This window comes from Paraburkholderia sp. BL6665CI2N2 (assembly GCF_004366535.1).
Taxonomy (GTDB): domain Bacteria; phylum Pseudomonadota; class Gammaproteobacteria; order Burkholderiales; family Burkholderiaceae; genus Paraburkholderia.
On the sequence record NZ_SORC01000001.1, the window covers coordinates 1,461,316 to 1,476,542 of the forward strand.

12 protein-coding genes and 1 pseudogene are annotated in these 15,227 nt (G+C 63.8%); 5 read left to right on the forward strand and 8 right to left on the reverse strand.

Features of this window, described 5'->3' with window-relative positions; all coding sequences use genetic code 11:
- Positions 1 to 117 precede the first annotated feature (117 nt).
- The 3 genes from aroQ to B0G81_RS06580 are packed head-to-tail and all read left to right on the forward strand — an operon-like array spanning position 118 to position 2,892.
- The gene (gene aroQ / locus B0G81_RS06570) at positions 118 to 573 is read left to right on the forward strand and encodes a type II 3-dehydroquinate dehydratase (protein WP_134133940.1); all 456 of its coding nucleotides are present in this window, start codon (positions 118 to 120) and stop codon (positions 571 to 573) included.
- Positions 570 to 1,460 (forward strand): shikimate dehydrogenase, encoded by an 891-nt coding sequence (locus B0G81_RS06575; RefSeq protein WP_134133941.1) that lies wholly within the window; start codon positions 570 to 572, stop codon positions 1,458 to 1,460. The genes aroQ and B0G81_RS06575 overlap by 4 nt, the downstream gene beginning before the upstream one ends.
- Before the next feature lie 49 nt (positions 1,461 to 1,509).
- A complete protein-coding gene (locus B0G81_RS06580; protein ID WP_134133942.1) occupies positions 1,510 to 2,892 on the forward strand; it encodes an MFS transporter in 1,383 nt (460 codons plus the stop codon).
- A gap of 76 nt (positions 2,893 to 2,968) precedes the next feature.
- On the opposite strand, the gene B0G81_RS06585 is transcribed toward B0G81_RS06580, so the two are convergent.
- The 5 genes from B0G81_RS06585 to B0G81_RS06605 all read right to left on the reverse strand — a co-directional run bounded on the left by B0G81_RS06585 (position 2,969) and on the right by B0G81_RS06605 (position 7,687).
- A complete protein-coding gene (locus B0G81_RS06585; RefSeq protein ID WP_106277280.1) occupies positions 2,969 to 3,664 on the reverse strand; it encodes a TetR family transcriptional regulator in 696 nt (231 codons plus the stop codon).
- 94 nt (positions 3,665 to 3,758) lie between these two features.
- On the reverse strand, positions 3,759 to 5,039 hold the full coding sequence (locus tag B0G81_RS06590; protein ID WP_134143012.1) for an FAD-binding oxidoreductase: 1,281 nt from the start codon (positions 5,037 to 5,039) through the stop codon (positions 3,759 to 3,761).
- A 133-nt stretch (positions 5,040 to 5,172) separates the two neighbouring features.
- Positions 5,173 to 5,955, reverse strand: coding sequence for an anti-sigma factor (locus tag B0G81_RS06595; protein ID WP_134133943.1), 783 nt, complete (start codon positions 5,953 to 5,955; stop codon positions 5,173 to 5,175).
- Positions 5,955 to 6,524, reverse strand: coding sequence for a sigma-70 family RNA polymerase sigma factor (locus tag B0G81_RS06600; RefSeq protein ID WP_134133944.1), 570 nt, complete (start codon positions 6,522 to 6,524; stop codon positions 5,955 to 5,957). Before B0G81_RS06600 ends, B0G81_RS06595 begins: the two co-directional genes overlap by 1 nt.
- Before the next feature lie 230 nt (positions 6,525 to 6,754).
- Entirely contained in the window at positions 6,755 to 7,687 is a 933-nt protein-coding gene (locus B0G81_RS06605; protein WP_134133945.1) for a dihydrodipicolinate synthase family protein, read from the reverse strand.
- A 132-nt stretch (positions 7,688 to 7,819) separates the two neighbouring features.
- On the opposite strand from B0G81_RS06605, the gene B0G81_RS06610 reads away from it, so the two are divergent.
- Positions 7,820 to 8,803: a LysR family transcriptional regulator gene (locus B0G81_RS06610; RefSeq protein WP_134133946.1), complete on the forward strand. Its 984-nt coding sequence runs from the start codon at positions 7,820 to 7,822 to the stop codon at positions 8,801 to 8,803.
- Between the two features lie 196 nt (positions 8,804 to 8,999).
- The gene (locus tag B0G81_RS06615; protein WP_134133947.1) at positions 9,000 to 12,080 is read left to right on the forward strand and encodes a transglycosylase domain-containing protein; all 3,081 of its coding nucleotides are present in this window, start codon (positions 9,000 to 9,002) and stop codon (positions 12,078 to 12,080) included.
- A 52-nt stretch (positions 12,081 to 12,132) separates the two neighbouring features.
- On the opposite strand, the gene B0G81_RS06620 is transcribed toward B0G81_RS06615, so the two are convergent.
- The 3 genes and pseudogenes from B0G81_RS06620 to B0G81_RS06630 form a co-directional block, all read right to left on the reverse strand.
- The gene (locus B0G81_RS06620) at positions 12,133 to 13,359 is read right to left on the reverse strand and encodes an ROK family transcriptional regulator (protein ID WP_134133948.1); all 1,227 of its coding nucleotides are present in this window, start codon (positions 13,357 to 13,359) and stop codon (positions 12,133 to 12,135) included.
- Positions 13,360 to 13,389: 30 nt separating this feature from the next.
- The gene (locus B0G81_RS06625) at positions 13,390 to 14,187 is read right to left on the reverse strand and encodes an ATP-binding cassette domain-containing protein (RefSeq protein ID WP_116123531.1); all 798 of its coding nucleotides are present in this window, start codon (positions 14,185 to 14,187) and stop codon (positions 13,390 to 13,392) included.
- Between the two features lie 19 nt (positions 14,188 to 14,206).
- Positions 14,207 to 15,194 (reverse strand): annotated as a pseudogene (locus B0G81_RS06630) (ABC transporter permease).
- Positions 15,195 to 15,227 lie beyond the last annotated feature (33 nt).

The window sequence follows — 15,227 nt, forward strand, 5'->3', positions numbered from 1 at the left end:
ATTCGTAGAAACCCCAAATGACGGCGCCGCCCAATGCGCGCACACTTCGCTCACGTTGAAAAACCACGGCGATCGCCGTGGCTGGCTTGTTTGCCTTACCTGGCGGGAGTGGTTGTCATGAGTTTTGCGTCAGTACTGGTCCTCAATGGACCGAATCTCAATCTGCTCGGCACGCGCGAGCCGGCTATCTATGGCTCGGAAACGCTCGACGACGTCGCGAAACTTTGCCGCGATGCGGCAGAGCGCCTGAATCTGTCGATCGACTTCTGTCAGTCGAACGCCGAACATCAACTGATCGACTGGCTGCACGCGGCGCGAACCAAGGTCGACGGCATCGTGATCAATCCGGCGGCTTACACGCATACGTCGGTGGCCATCGCCGACGCGCTCACGGCAATCGAGAAGCCGGTCATCGAAATGCATATTTCAAACGTGCATCGCCGGGAGCCGTTCCGGCATCACTCGTACGTGTCGGCCGCGGCGGACGCGATCATCATCGGTTGCGGCACGCAAGGCTATGTACTGGCTTTGGAGCGGATGGCGACCATTCTTAAGAATAGGGCGGCGAAATGAACGTACAAGCGAACGCACAAACCAGCTCACAGGCAACACCGCATTCCTATCTGGTCGGCCTGATCGGCGCGGGCATCGGCGGATCGCTGTCGCCGGCCATGCACGAGGAAGAGGGCAGCAAGCTCGGTCTGCACTATGTGTACCGCCGTATCGACCTCGAAGCGCTGAAACTCGACGTCGCCGCGCTGCCCGATTTGCTGACGGCGGCCGAACGCATGGGCTTCAACGGTCTGAACATCACGTACCCGTGCAAGCAGGCCGTCATTCCGCTGCTCGACGAACTCTCCGACGACGCGCGCGCCCTCGGCGCGGTCAACACGGTGCTGTTCAAGGACGGCAAACGCACCGGCCACAACACGGACTGGTCCGGTTTCGCGCGGGCGTTCCAGCGCGGCTTGCCGGACGTGTCGCTGGAACGCGTCGTGCAACTCGGCGCGGGCGGCGCCGGCGCGGCAGTCGCGCACGCCGCGCTGAACATGGGCGCGAAGTCGCTCACGCTATTCGACGTGGACGCCGCGCGCGCCGCGTCGCTCGCCGACGAATTGCAGAAGCGTTTTCCGGCCGCCACCGTCAGCGCCGGCAGTTCGCTTGCCGAATCGCTCGCGGCCGCCAACGGCCTGATTCATGCCACGCCCACGGGCATGGCGAAATTGCCCGGCTTGCCGTTGCCGGTTGAATTGCTGCACCGCGATCTGTGGGTCGCGGACATCGTCTATTTCCCGATTCGCACCGCGCTGTTGCAAGCCGCCGAAGCCCTTGGCTGCCGCACGCTGAGCGGTGGCGGCATGGCGGTGTATCAGGCGGTCGACGCCATGCGCATTTTCACCGGTCTCGAACCGGATGCTGAACGGGTGTACACCCATTTTCAGTCGTTGTTGCAACGCTAACCGGCAGCGTGTCGACCGGTAACAAGCAGATCGAGGAGACGACCACCCCATGCAGCAACCGATTCAATCCAGTCCCGCCGACGCCGCCGCGCCGCAAGGCGCCACCGTCAGCACCGCGCGCCGCTCGAAAGCCCGCTATCAGATTCTGGCGCTGCTCGCGGTCGGGACCATGATCAATTATCTCGACCGCACGGTGCTCGGCATCGCGGCGCCGCAGTTGACCAAAGAACTCGGCATCAATGCCGCGCTGATGGGGCTGCTGTTCTCAGTGTTCTCGTGGAGCTACGTGGCCGCGCAGATTCCGGGCGGCCTGTTCCTCGACCGCTTCGGCAGCAAGGTGACGTATTTCCTGTCGATGACCTTCTGGTCGCTGTGCACGCTCGCGCAAGGGCTGGTGCACGGCATCGGCGCGCTGTTCGTATTCCGCCTCGGCCTCGGCGTCTCGGAAGCGCCGTGCTTTCCGACCAATAGCCGCGTCGTTGCCACGTGGTTTCCGCAGAGCGAACGCGCGATGGCGACCGGCACGTACACGGTCGGCGAATATATCGGCCTCGCTTTCTTCAGCCCGTTCCTGTTCATGCTGATGGGCACCTTCGGCTGGCGCTCGCTGTTCTACGTGGTGGGCGGCGTGGGTCTCGTGTTCGGCGTGATCTGGTGGATGTTCTACCGCGAGCCGCGCGATCATCCGTCGGCGAATCAGGCGGAACTCGACTATATCGAAGCGGGTGGCGGTCTGACGCATCGGAAGAAGAATGCCGATGCAGCGGCCACCACGGGCGCGGCGGCACCGGCACCGGCACAAAGCGGCTTTGAATGGCGCACTATCGGACGCCTGCTCAAGCATCGTCAATTGACGGGTATTTGCCTCGGCCAGTTCGCCGGCAACTCGACGCTGGTGTTCTTCCTCACCTGGTTCCCGACGTATCTCGCCACCGAACGCCATATGGCGTGGCTCAAGATCGGCTTCTTCGCGATCATGCCGTTCATTGCCGCGTCGATCGGCGTGATGTTCGGCGGTCTCTTCTCCGACTGGCTGTTGCGCCGCGGCAAGTCGCCGAACGTGGCGCGCAAGCTGCCGATCATCGCCGGCCTGCTGCTCGCGTCCACCATCATTCTCGCCAACTATGTGGACAGCAACGTGGCGGTGATCGCGATCCTGTCGGTGGCGTTTTTCGCGCAGGGCATGGCCGCGCTGGGCTGGACGCTGGTGTCGGACATTGCGCCGGATGGCCTGCTCGGCGTCACCGGCGGCATCTTCAACTTCGCGGCAAACTTGGCCGGCATCGTGACGCCGCTGGTGGTGGGGTTCATCGTCGCGGCGACCGGCTCGTTCGTTGGTGCGCTGGTGTTCATCGGCGCGATCGCGCTGGTTGGGGCGCTGTCGTACATCTTCATCGTCGGCGATATCAAGCGGATCGTGCTGGCGGATTGAGCGCTTCAGCGCTGGACAAAAAAACGGGACGTGGCGAAAAAGCCGCGTCCCGTTTTTTACTTGAGGTCCGATTGCCTCAATCGTCCTTGCGCACGAACCGCAGCACGGCATCCACAATCATCGCGCGATGCCGCGCACGCAAACGCGGATGCGACGGATCGCGGCCGAACGCCGTGCCGAACGTATGGCGATTGCCGACACGATGAAAGCACAGCGAACTGATCAGCAAATGCAGATCGATCGGGTCGATGTCGCTGCGGAACTGCCCGGCCGCGATACCGCGCGAGAGCAGATCTTCGATCGTATGAATCACGGTGACGTTGCGGCCTTTGAACGTCTTGACCTGCTCGACGTATTTGGCGCCGTGAATATTTTCGATCGTGACGAGCCGCACGAAATCGCGCTGGCGGTCGTGATAGTCGAATGTGAACTCGACGAGCGCTCGCATGCCTTCGACCGGATCGAGTTCGCTGACGTGCAGATCCTGTTCGAGCGCGCGAATGTCCCCGTACACTTTTTCCAGCACCGCCTGGTACAACCCTTCCTTGCTGCCGAAGTAGTAATACAGCATGCGCTTGGTGGTGTTCGTGCGCTCCGCGATCGCGTCGACGCGTGCGCCCGTCAGTCCCATCGCGGAGAACTCCTGGGTCGCGACGTCGAGAATGTTGCGCTTCGTCTGTTCGGGATCGTACTTGCGCCGGGCGTCGGTACGCGGAGTGTCGGACGGGATGCCGTTGGTATCAGGCTCGGCAGCCTTGCTTCCCTTTTTCATTGTGTATTCGAGCGGCGATGACGGCGCATTCTAGCACGGTCAAATCGGCCTCCGGAGCGGGTCTCGGGCATGTGCGGGCGCGTATCGGCGGACATCAAACCGCAGGGCGGCGGCGCGCGGCGAGCGCGTCGCGTGTCTGCATGGCGGTGTAGGTCAGTTGCGCGGCCGCGAGGCCGAGCGCGCCGTAAGCGGGCGTCAGGCCAAACGACGCGAACGCCTCGGGCACCGGACGCTCACCGGCAATCGCCGCCGCCAGCAACTCGCCGGATACGGTAGTCGGCGCCATGCCGTGTCCGCCGAAGCCGACCGCGTACCAGACGCCGTCCGGGCTGCGGCCGATTTGCGGCATCTTGTGCCGCGCGTAGCTCATCAGGCCGCCCCACGCGTACTCGATGCGCACGTCGCGCAACTGCGGATAGACCTTGACCAGATCGCGCTGCAACAGCCGCGCGATCACTTCGGGCGCGCGGTCGCGCACCGAGATGCGGCCGCCCCACAGAATCCGGCTGTCGGGCAGCGGCCGGTAATAGTCGAAGGCGAAGCGCGTATCGTAGATGGCGGCGCGTGTGTCGATCGCGTGTTGCAGACGCGCGCCGAGCGGTTCGGTCGCCATCACGTAGGTGGCGATCGGCAGCACCGCGCGTTCGACCAACGGATAGACGCGGCGCGCGTAGCCGCCGCCCGCCATCACCACGTGTTGCGCGTCGAGCGCGCCGTGCTGCGTGTGCACCATGAAGCCGGCGCCGTCGCGCTCGAGACGCACGACCGCCGAATCCTCGTGGATCCGCACGCCGGCATGCGCCGCGGCGTTAGCCACGCCAAGGACGTACTTCAGCGGATGAAAGTGAAATGCGTTGCGCTCGAACAGACCGCCGTGATAACGGCGCGTTTTCAGTTGCGAAACGAGCTGCTGCGCCGCTACCGGTTCCCACTCGACGCCGAACGAATCGCGCATCAGGCGCCGCTGCGTTTCCAGTCGAGCCGGTTCGTCGAACCAGTTGGCGAGGATCACGCCGGCGTCGGTCGCGTCGCAGTCAATGTGATAGCGCGCGATCCGTTTGCGCATCAGATCGACGGCGTCGGTGGTCAGCGTATAGAGTTCGCGGGCGCGTGCGGCGCCGAGGGTTTTGAGCAGATCGGCGCAATCGAGGCTGTAGCCGCCGAACACGAACCCGCCGTTGCGGCCGGACGCGCCGAAACCCACTTGCCGCGCTTCGAGCACGGTGACGTCGGCAACGCCTCGTTCAGCGAGTCCTAACGCCGTGGACAATCCGGCCAGGCCGCCGCCGATGATGCAGACATTGGCGCTACGCCGGCCGGCCAGCGGCGCATAAGCGGACGTACGGACGACAGTGGCTTCGTAAAAGCTTTGCATAGCGGCTAGGGTAGCGGCAATCGCGCGCTTGCGTCCAGCCGGCGCGCAGCCGCCGAGTGGAATCGCGTATGAAAACAAGGGCCGGCATCCGCGTCGCGCGAATAGCGGCCCTGGCCTGTTGCAGACGAAACGTCTAGGACACCGGCAGCAACTTGCCGGTGAACACGACTGGACCGCTCGGCGCGTTGTGATCCGGCGAGCCGCCCGGCGCTTCGATCGACACGGCCAGCGCCGCGTAATTCTCTGGCTTCTGCTGGCCGGCCGTAACCTTGCCGTTCGCGCTGTCCGGCAGCATGCCGAGCGAGACCGGATGGCCGCTCGCCGGAATGCCCCATAGTTCCATCGCACGGCCGGCGGGCAGGTCGACCTTGCCGAGCGGCTGCACCGTCATGGTCGAATGCGCTTCGTCCCACGCGACCAGCATGACCGGGTGCGCGTCCTTGTTGTTCAGCACGGCGACATGCGACACGGCTGCTTCGGGTTGCTGAGCAACGATCGGCGCCGTGACGGGCGGCGTGGCGGACGGCAGCAGCGAGCGCACGGCGACCACCACGGCCACCGCGGCGAGGCCCGTGACGCCGAGCGCCCAGCCGCGCCAGAACGCCAGATTCTCGAAGATGCTGCGCGACGGCCGCGCGGGTGTTTCCACCACGGTGCGCGGACGTGCCGCCTCGCGCGTGGCTGCGAGGCCAAGGCGTCGTTCGATAGCGTCCCAGACGGCGGCCGGCGGCATGCGCGGCTCGGCGAGTTCCGCCATCGGCGAGATGCGCCGCTGCCATTCGTCGACGGCTTTGCGGATCGTCGCGTCGTGGTCCGCGTAGTGTTCGAAGCGGCGCCGCGCGCTGCCGCGCAGCGTGCCGAGCACATATTCGGCGGCCAGCAGATCGACGAGCTGAGGATAGCGATGCAGATTCATCACTCGCCTCCCAGGCAGGTCTTCAGCTTGGCGAGGCCGCGCCGGATCCATGACTTGATGGTGCCGAGCGGCACGCTCAGCACTTCGGCGATCTCGCTATGGCTTTGATCGCGCAGATACGCGAGGGCGACCGCCTGGCACTGTGCAGGTTCCAGCTGTTGCATGCAGCCGGCCAGCAAACGCGCCTGCAGGCTGACCGCGGTCAGCGCTTCGGGATCCGGGTCGCCGGTCGCCACGAGATCGTCCAACGCATCGCTCCATTCCGTTTCCTGCGTATTGACCCGCCGCAGATGATCGAGAGCACGGTTGCGGACGATCGCCGACATCCACGTCATCGGGGCGGACAATGCGCGGCGATAGTCGCCGGCAAAGCGCCAGATATTGACGAAGCTGTCCTGCAAAACTTCTTCGGCCCACTCGTGCTTGCTCAATATACGGAGCGCGAGGCCGAACAGTTTCGGGGCGGCGAGATCATACAGCTCGCGCAACGCCGCGCCATCTTGTTTGGCGACACGTTCGAGCAGCTCGGCGAGTGTTTCCGGCGTCAGTTCTCGAGGATTGGCGGTCATGGAGGGAGTCAGGGTGAGCTTGCGCGCCTATGTTACTCAACTTCTCCGCCAGCTTGTACGTGGTTTTTTTTCGGTGGCCTGCATCCGTTAGAGCGAGGTTTGCGTATGGGGCTGCGGAGCGCGGCGTTGCGTGTGCTCGCGTCATGATGATAGGGCGCGCCGCGCTGCGTTTTCAGGCAGTCAGGGCGCGCGGGGTGCGTGTGGATGGCCGCAGGGCCCTGCGGCGCGCTTTAACGACCCCAGCGCAGCACCAGGGGATCGAGCCGCCGCGCGACCTTCAACAGTCCTTCGCGCGTGGCCGGATGCATCTGCGGCAGCGGATGGCGCACCGCATCCGAGCGGATCACGCCGCCTTCCTTCATCAGCGTCTTGCACGAGGCAAGGCCGCCCTGGCGGTTCTCGTAGTTGATCAGCGGCAGCCATTGCTGATAATGCGCGGCGGCCGCCTCGGTATCGCCGGCCGCATAGGCGTCGATGATCAAACGGATGCCGTCGGCGTAGCCGCCGCCCGTCATCGAACCGGTTGCGCCCGCATCCAGATCGGCCATCAACGTGATGGCCTCCTCGCCGTCCCATGGACCCACGATTGCATCGCCGCCCAGTTCGATCAGCTCGCGCAGCTTGTTCGCGGCTTGCGGCACTTCGATCTTGAAGTACGACACGTTATCGATCTCGCGCGCCATGCGGGCGAGAAACGGCGCGGACAACGGCGTGCCGCTGACCGGCGCGTCCTGAATCATGATCGGGATATCAATCGCGTCGGACACCGTGCGGTAGAACTCGTAGATGCCACGTTCGCCGATGCGGATGGTCGCGCCGTGATACGGCGGCATGACCATCACCATCGCGGCGCCCGCGGCCTGCGCGCTGCGGCTGCGTTCGGCGCACTGATATGAACTGAAGTGCGTGGTCGTGACGATCACCGGCACGCGGCCCGCGACGTGTTCGAGCACGACGTGCATGAGCGTGTTGCGCTCATCGTCGGAGAGCGCGAACTGTTCGGAGAAGTTCGCCAGAATGCACAGCCCGTTCGAACCCGCATCGATCATGAAGTCGATGCAGCGTTTCTGGCCTTCGAGGTCGAGCCGGCCGGCGTCGTCGAAGATGGTCGGCGCAACGGGGAACACGCCGCGCAATGCAGCAGGATGAGATGACTGGTTCATGGTTGTGCGTTTTCGTGGGGGTGGGAATGTCTCCACTGGCGACTATACGGCGGTGGGGCAGCGCGGGTATATTGAATTGTTTCCATCTTGTGATCGCTTTTGCGACTCACCCATGCTTCAATGCGATCCGCCATGAAGAACACTCTCAACGTCCTGCTGTCGAAACTGCGCATGAAGCAGCTCCAATTGCTGATCGCACTCGACGACCTGAAGTCCCTGCACAAAGCCGCCGGCGCGATGTCCATGACGCAATCGGCCGCCAGCAAGGCCTTGCAGGAACTGGAGTCGATGCTCGACGCGCCGCTCTTCGAGCGCTCGAAGAGCGGCATGATCCCGAACCAGCTCGGTCACTGCGTGATCCGCTACGCGCGGCTCATGACGACCGATCTCACCGCGCTCTGCCAGGACGTTGCCGAGATACGTTCCGGGCGCGGCGGCCGGCTTGCGATCGGCGCGATTATGGGCGCGATTCCGGAGTGCGTCGTGCCGGCGCTGAATCAACTGCACGCGGCCCAGCCGGATCTTTCCGTCGAAGTGGTGGAAGACACGAGCGCGCGCATGCTGCAGCAACTCGACGACGGCCGGCTCGATCTGGTGATCGGGCGCGCGGCGGTGGCGGCCGATCCGTCGAAATATCACTATCGTCCGCTAGGCGACGAGCCGCTCTCGGTGGTGGTCGGCTACGGTCATCCGCCGTTGCCGAAGAAAGAGGTGAAACTGCGCGATCTGGCCGGCCACCGTTGGGTGATGTATCCGTCGCATATGCCGCTGCACGCGCTGCTCGAACGTGAGATGGATCTGGCCGGTCTGCGGATGCCGGATAACCCGGTTTCCACGGCCTCGACGTTCGTGACGGTGGCGCTCCTGCAGAGCAGTCACGATCTGGTTTCGCTGTTGCCCACGGCAATCGCCGGCTTATTCGTTCGGCAAAAAATGCTGCGCCTCGTGCCGGTGACGCTCAAGTCGCCTTCGCAGACTTTTGGCATCGTGACGCGCAAGGGCGGTGTGCTGTCGCCGCCGGCGGAACAGTTCATTGATCTGCTGTGCGCGCAGCCGGTCGAACAGGCGCAGGGACGGCTGCCGGACCGGCCGGCGAGAAAGCAAAAAACCGCCTGAAGCGGCGGTTTTTTCATCACAGGAAAGACGCTCAATATCGCATGGCAATTTACGTCGCGCCATGCTTCGCAAACGGGTGTTGTAGCCGCGACACTCTCGGGTAAATCCGAACGGATCGCGGGTTCGCGTTCCGCGCTACACTGCTTCGAAGGTGTGCCGGCCCTGAAGAAACCGGTGCCCGCTCGGGGAGAGCACCATGAATCGGCCGCTGATTCGTTTACCGTTTCGCGCAACGGGCACGACGTCTGTGCGCAAGTGGACCAAATGGGCGCTGGTAGCGGCATTTTTGCTTGCGCTGGCATTGGCGGCACGCTTTTGCCAGATCGAGATCGAAACCTCGCGATTGCAGGCGCACTATCTCTCCGAATTGACTCGCGACGTCGGTTTTTCCGTCGCAGACGGTCCCAGTCACTCCATCCGTTTTCCCCAAACCGACAAAGGCCCTTACGACAGCCGCCTGGGCTACGCGTTGCTGCCGTCCATCCAGCAGCGTCTGTTGCAACGCGGCTTTGAAATCACCACTCAGGCGCGCGACTCCGAGCGGATGCTGTCGCTGGCGGACAACGGCCTCTTTCTGCCGTACGAAGAAAAAGATCAGGCGGGCCTGCAACTCTTCGACGGCACCGGCGCGCCGCTCTTCGCCGCGCAATTTCCCGGCCGCGTGTACGACAGCTTCGACGCGATTCCGCCGCTGGTCGTGAATTCGCTGCTGTTTATCGAAGACCGCTATCTGCTCGATCCGAACCAGCCAAACCGCAATCCGGCTATCGACTGGGGCCGCTTTAGCCGCGCATTGGCCGATCAGGGCGTACGTGTGTTCGATCACCATCAGTCGCAGCCCGGCGGCAGCACGCTCGCCACGCAGATCGAAAAATTCCGCCACTCGGCGGGCGGCCGCACGGCGACGCCGCCGGAGAAACTGCGGCAGATTGCGTCGGCTTCGGTGCGCGCCTATCTGAACGGCCCGCAGACCATGCCGGCGCGCCGGCAGATCGTGGTCCACTATCTCAACTCGGTGCCGCTGGCCGCGCAGCCGGGCATTGGCGAAATCAACGGTATCGGCGACGGTCTCGCCGCCTGGTATGGCTGCGATTTCAACGACGTCAACCGCATCCTCGCAGCGCCTTCGACCGAACAGAATCTGCCGGAGCAGGGCGTGGCGTTCAGGCAGGTGCTTTCGTTGATGATCGCGCAACGTGCGCCGTCGTATTTCCTGCATCACGGCTACAAGGAACTTGAACGGCTGACCGACAGTTATTTGCGGCTGCTGGCGAACGGCGGCATCGTGTCGATCCCGTTGCGCGACGCCGCGCTCTCCGCGGTGGTCGATTTGCACCGCGCGCCCGTCAAAACAACCGGTGCGGATTCCTTCGTGTCGCGCAAGGCGGTCACGTCCATGCGTTCGCATCTGCTCGCCGCGCTCGGCGTGCCGAGTTTTTACGAACTCGACCGCCTCGATCTGCAGGCGAACGGCACACTCAACAACGCCGTTCAGCAGGCCGTGAGCGATCGGCTCGCCGCTGCCGCCACGCGCGACGGCGCGAAAGCGGCAGGTCTGGTCGGCTTCGAAATGCTGCGCGCGTCGGACGATCCGTCGAGAATCGCCTATAGCTTCACACTGTTCGAGCGGCGCGACGGCGCCAACCTCGTGCGCGTGCAAACCGACAGCGTCAACCAGCCGTTCGACATCAACTCCGGGGCGCGCCTGAATCTCGGTTCGACGGCGAAACTGCGTACTGTGGTGACGTATTTGCAGATCGTCTCCGACCTGCACAAGCGCTATGCACCGTTGAGCACGGCGGAACTGAAAGCCGTGAAGTACGATCCGAACGATCAACTCACGCGCTGGTCGCTCGACTATCTCGCGCACACCTCGGACCGTTCGCTGCAAGCCATGCTCGACGCGGCCGTGGAGCGCAAATACTCGGCTAGTCCCGGTGAAACGTTCTACACGGGCGGCGGCGCGCAGACCTTCAACAATTTCGAATCCGACGACAACAGCCGCATCCTGACCGTGCACCGCGCGTTCCAGCATTCGGTGAATCTGGTGTTCGTGCGGCTGATGCGCGACATCGTCCACTATGAAATGGTGCAGACCACCGGTCCGTCGGCACAATGGCTGGCCGATCCCGAGATGCGCAAGATGTATCTGACGCGCTTCGCCGATCAGGAAAGCCGCGTGTACATGAATCGTTTCTACACGAAGTATCACGGTAAGACGCGCGATCAGGCGCTCGCACTGCTGCTGCTCGGCGTGCGCAAATCGCCGCCCAAGGTGGCGACGGTATTGCGCAGCGTCGCGCCGGACGAGTCGAATGCGTGGTTCAACGCGCAAATGCGCGCGGCGCTGAAGAACACGCCGGCCGCCTCCGTGCTCGACGACGAAGACCTCGCGAACCTGTACGCCAAATACGCAATCGACCGCTTCAATCTGAACGATCGCGGCTATATCTCGAGCGTGCATCCGCTGGAACTGTGGACGCTTAACTATCTGCGCGAACATCCCGACGCCACGCTCGAACAGATCCAGAGCGCGAGCCGTGACGTGCGTCTGTCGACTTATTCGTGGCTCTTCAAGACGCGCTATCACGCGACGCAGGACCGCCGCATCAAACGGATGGTCGAACTGCGCGCTTACGATGCGATTGGCAAATCATGGCAGGCGCTCGGCTATCCGTTCGCGACGCTCACGCCTTCGTATGCCGCGGCAATCGGCGCGTCGGGCGACCGGCCGGCGGCGCTTGCACAACTGATCGGCGTGATCGCAAACAATGGCAACAAGGTGCCGACGGAAAGTCTCACGCAACTCGACTTCGCGAAAGACACGCCTTACGAAACGCACTTCAAGCGCGCGGCGGTTGCGCCGGAGCAGCAGTTGTCGCCGGAAATCGCGAGCACGGTGAAAGTGTTGCTGCGCGATGTGGTGACGGGCGGCACGGCGAGGCGTCTCGCGCAAGGCATGACGTTCCCCGATGGACAGACGTTGGAGGTCTACGGCAAGACCGGCACCGGTGATCAGCGCTTCAATGTGTTCGCCAAAGGCGCGCGGCTGATCGAGTCGCGCAAGGTGAACCGCAGCGCGACTTTCGTGTTCGCGATGGGCGACCGGTTCTACGGCACGTTGACCGCATGGGTGCATGAACCGTATGCCGCGCATTACGAGTTCACCAGCGCGCTATCCGTGCAATTGCTGAAGTCTTTGGCGCCGGTGTTGCAGCCATTGCTGAACGATCCGCCTGTGAAGACGGCTTCGACCACCAAGGTCGCCGCGCAATGAGCATGGAGTCAAGCATGCCGGCGTTGACGCTAACGCATCACAACGTCAGCGTTTAATAGACCGTCTCCGCCGCCGGCTTCAGGAACAACTCATGCACCGGCGCGAAATGCGCATAGAGCGGCAGAATCGCGCCGCCCATCGCACGCGCGTCGGCGCCGATCGCGCCTTCCAGCAATTGCGGACGCACCATGCCTTCCCATTCGAAGCGGTCGAGCACGCGCTCGGTGCGGCGAATGATTTCGCGCAACAGTTGCCGGTCGAGTTCGCCGTCGATCACGATCGCATCGAGATCGAGCAGGGCGGCCGCATTGGTCAGTGCAGTGGCGATCGCGGGGCATGCGCTGTCGAGCCACTGCTCGGTGTGCCGCCACAGTTCCGGCGACAACGCGCGATGATCGTGCGCCGCCGCGGCCGGCGCGCCCGCATCGGTCAACAGCTTTTCGAGCACGAAGCCCGACGCCGCGTGCAGCAGCTGGCGCGCAGGTTTGCGCGTGCCGCCTTCACGCAGCGGAATCGAGCCGACCGCGCCCGCGTTGTCGTGCGGGCCGCCATGCAGACGGCCGTCGATTACAAGGCCGCCGCCGATAAACGTGCCGACGAACAGATACAGGAAATTGTGAATGCCGCGCCCCTGGCCCATCACGAGTTCGGCGGCGCAGGCGGCCGTGGTGTCTTTGGCGAACTCCACGGGCAAGCCCGTCATGGTGGCGATGCGCGAGCGCAGATCGATCTCGTTCCATGCTTCCAGCGCGTCGGGCGGCGCGCCGAGAAAGTCACGCCAGCCGCCGAGCCACAAAGGCGCTGCGACGCCCACGCCGACCACCTGGCTGGCTCTCGCGCCGAGCGTCTGGTTCACGCGCGCCAGTTTATTTTCGAGCGCGGGAAACAGCGTGCGTGGGTCGGGATACGCGTAATCGAAGACATCGCGGTGCACCACGTGGCCGGCAAAATCCATCGCCAGCACGTCGAGACTGCGCCGTCCCACCTTGACGCCGATGGTGTACGCGCCTTGCGCGCGCAACGCGATCGGCACCGACGGCTGGCCGATTCTGCCGCGCACGCGCGCCTGCTTTTCAAGCAGCCCGTCGTCGATGAGACGCTCGACGATCATCGACACCGTCTGCATCGAAAGACGCGTGAGGCGGCCGACGTCGGCTTTCGGCAGCGGCCCATGCAAGCGGATCGCCTGCAACACGATGCGCTCGTTGAACTGCCGCATGCCGACCTGATTCGAGCCGACCGTGCGTTTGAGGGGCGAACGGGTGCCGGTGGTTTCCATGGTAGGCGCCCGCTCAGCAGGATGCGCGCATCATGCAATCGCCTTGACGTCTGCTTCCTTTGCGCCGGTCATGATTGCCACCGCCTCCGACATGTGGATGTCCGCCCGGTTCACGAGCGCCGCGCGCCGGCCGAGTCGCTGAATATGAATGCGGTCCGCGATCTCGAACACGTGCGGCATGTTGTGGCTGATAAGGATCACCGGCAGGCCGCGATCACGCACGCGCCGGATCAGTTCCAGCACCATGTTGCCTTCCTTCACGCCGAGCGCGGCGGTAGGCTCGTCGAGAATCACCACGTGCCGCGCGAACGCCGCGCTGCGTGCCACGGCCACGCCCTGGCGCTGGCCGCCTGAGAGCGTTTCCACGGCCTGGCGCATCGAACGGATACCGATCTGCAGGTCTTTCATATGCGCGGTCGCTTCGTCCAGCATGCGGCGCTTGTCGATCATCTTGAAGATCGAGCCGCGCCAGCCGGGTTTCAGCAATTCGCGCGCAAGGAACAGGTTTTCGGCGATGCTCATGGCCGGCGCCACGGCGAGTTCCTGATACACCGTCTCAATGCCTTGCGCGCGGGCATCCAGCGGGCTGCGGAATTTGACCGGCTTGCCGTCGAGCAGAATCTCGCCTTCATCCGGCACTGTGGCGCCGGAAAGAGCCTTGATCAACGACGATTTTCCCGCACCGTTATCGCCGATCACGGCCATGATCTCGCCGGGTAGCACTTCGAAATCGCAACCGTCGAGCGCGGTCACATTGCCGTAGCGTTTGATGAGTCCGCGCGCCTGCAGAACGGGCATCGTGGAAGAAGCAGAAGTGGGGGTAGACATGACGGATTCCTCTGGCTGTTCAACCGCGACGATGGGAAAGTTTGTCGGCGGCCACCGCGAGAATCACCAGCATGCCGGTGATCAACACCTGGTAAACCGAAGAAACGCCGATCAGGGTCAAGCCATTGCGAAACACGCCGACGATCAACGCGCCGAGCAGCGTGCCGACAATCGAACCGCGTCCGCCGAACAGGCTCGTGCCGCCGAGCACGACCGCGGTAATACTGTCGAGATTCTCGGTTTGTCCCGCCTGCGGATCGCCCACGCCGGTACGCGACACGGACAACAGCGCGGCGATGCCGTAGATCGCGCCCGCCAGCGAGTACACGGTCAGCAAGATTTTTTTGCGACGAGAGGCCCATCAGGCGCGCGGCTTCGGGGTTATTGCCGAGCGCGTACAGATGCCGGCCCGGCACGGTGTCGCGCAACACGAACCACGTGGCCAGATACATCAGCAAGGTGAGCACGGTGCCGTACGTGACATCCGCGGGGCCGAGCTTGAATGTGTTGCCGAAGAACATGATCGCGTCCGGCAGGTTCGACACGCTCTCCGCGTTCGAATAGATCTGCGTGAGCGCGAAAGCGATATTCAACGTACCTAAGGTGACGATGAAGGCCGGCAGTTTGATGCGCGTGATCAGCACACCGTTGAGCGCGCCGAACAGCGTGCTCGCGCCAACGCCGCACAGAATCGCGACGACCGGCGGCACGCCGAGCGTGACCGCGAATTTGGTCATGATGATCGAACCGAACGCCATCACCATGCCGCACGAGAGGTCGATGCCGCCGGTCAGCACGATCAGCGTCTGGCCGATGGCGATGACCGCGACCACCATGGTTTGCTGCAGAATCAGCGAGAGGTTCTGGAACGACAGGAAGCGGTTGCTTTGCGAAATGAAGAAGCCGCACGCCAGTACCAGTGCGATGAGTGGCCCGACTTCGGCAAGCGATGGCATGCGCTCGGCGAACGAACGCGAATGGCCGGCGGGCGCGGAAGGAGTCGACATGATGGATGACCTCGATGCAGAAGCGCGGCGCTT

Coding starts and splice junctions, on each gene's coding strand:
- B0G81_RS06585 (WP_106277280.1), bottom strand. CDS start 3,664: ATGAAAAAGGGAAGCAAGGCTGCCGAGCCTGATACCAACGGCATCCCG.
- B0G81_RS06590 (WP_134143012.1), bottom strand. CDS start 5,039: ATGCAAAGCTTTTACGAAGCCACTGTCGTCCGTACGTCCGCTTATGCG.
- aroQ (WP_134133940.1), top strand. CDS start 118: ATGAGTTTTGCGTCAGTACTGGTCCTCAATGGACCGAATCTCAATCTG.
- B0G81_RS06580 (WP_134133942.1), top strand. CDS start 1,510: ATGCAGCAACCGATTCAATCCAGTCCCGCCGACGCCGCCGCGCCGCAA.
- B0G81_RS06625 (WP_116123531.1), bottom strand. CDS start 14,187: ATGTCTACCCCCACTTCTGCTTCTTCCACGATGCCCGTTCTGCAGGCG.
- B0G81_RS06620 (WP_134133948.1), bottom strand. CDS start 13,359: ATGGAAACCACCGGCACCCGTTCGCCCCTCAAACGCACGGTCGGCTCG.
- B0G81_RS06615 (WP_134133947.1), top strand. CDS start 9,000: ATGAATCGGCCGCTGATTCGTTTACCGTTTCGCGCAACGGGCACGACG.
- B0G81_RS06610 (WP_134133946.1), top strand. CDS start 7,820: ATGAAGAACACTCTCAACGTCCTGCTGTCGAAACTGCGCATGAAGCAG.
- B0G81_RS06575 (WP_134133941.1), top strand. CDS start 570: ATGAACGTACAAGCGAACGCACAAACCAGCTCACAGGCAACACCGCAT.
- B0G81_RS06600 (WP_134133944.1), bottom strand. CDS start 6,524: ATGACCGCCAATCCTCGAGAACTGACGCCGGAAACACTCGCCGAGCTG.
- B0G81_RS06605 (WP_134133945.1), bottom strand. CDS start 7,687: ATGAACCAGTCATCTCATCCTGCTGCATTGCGCGGCGTGTTCCCCGTT.
- B0G81_RS06595 (WP_134133943.1), bottom strand. CDS start 5,955: ATGAATCTGCATCGCTATCCTCAGCTCGTCGATCTGCTGGCCGCCGAA.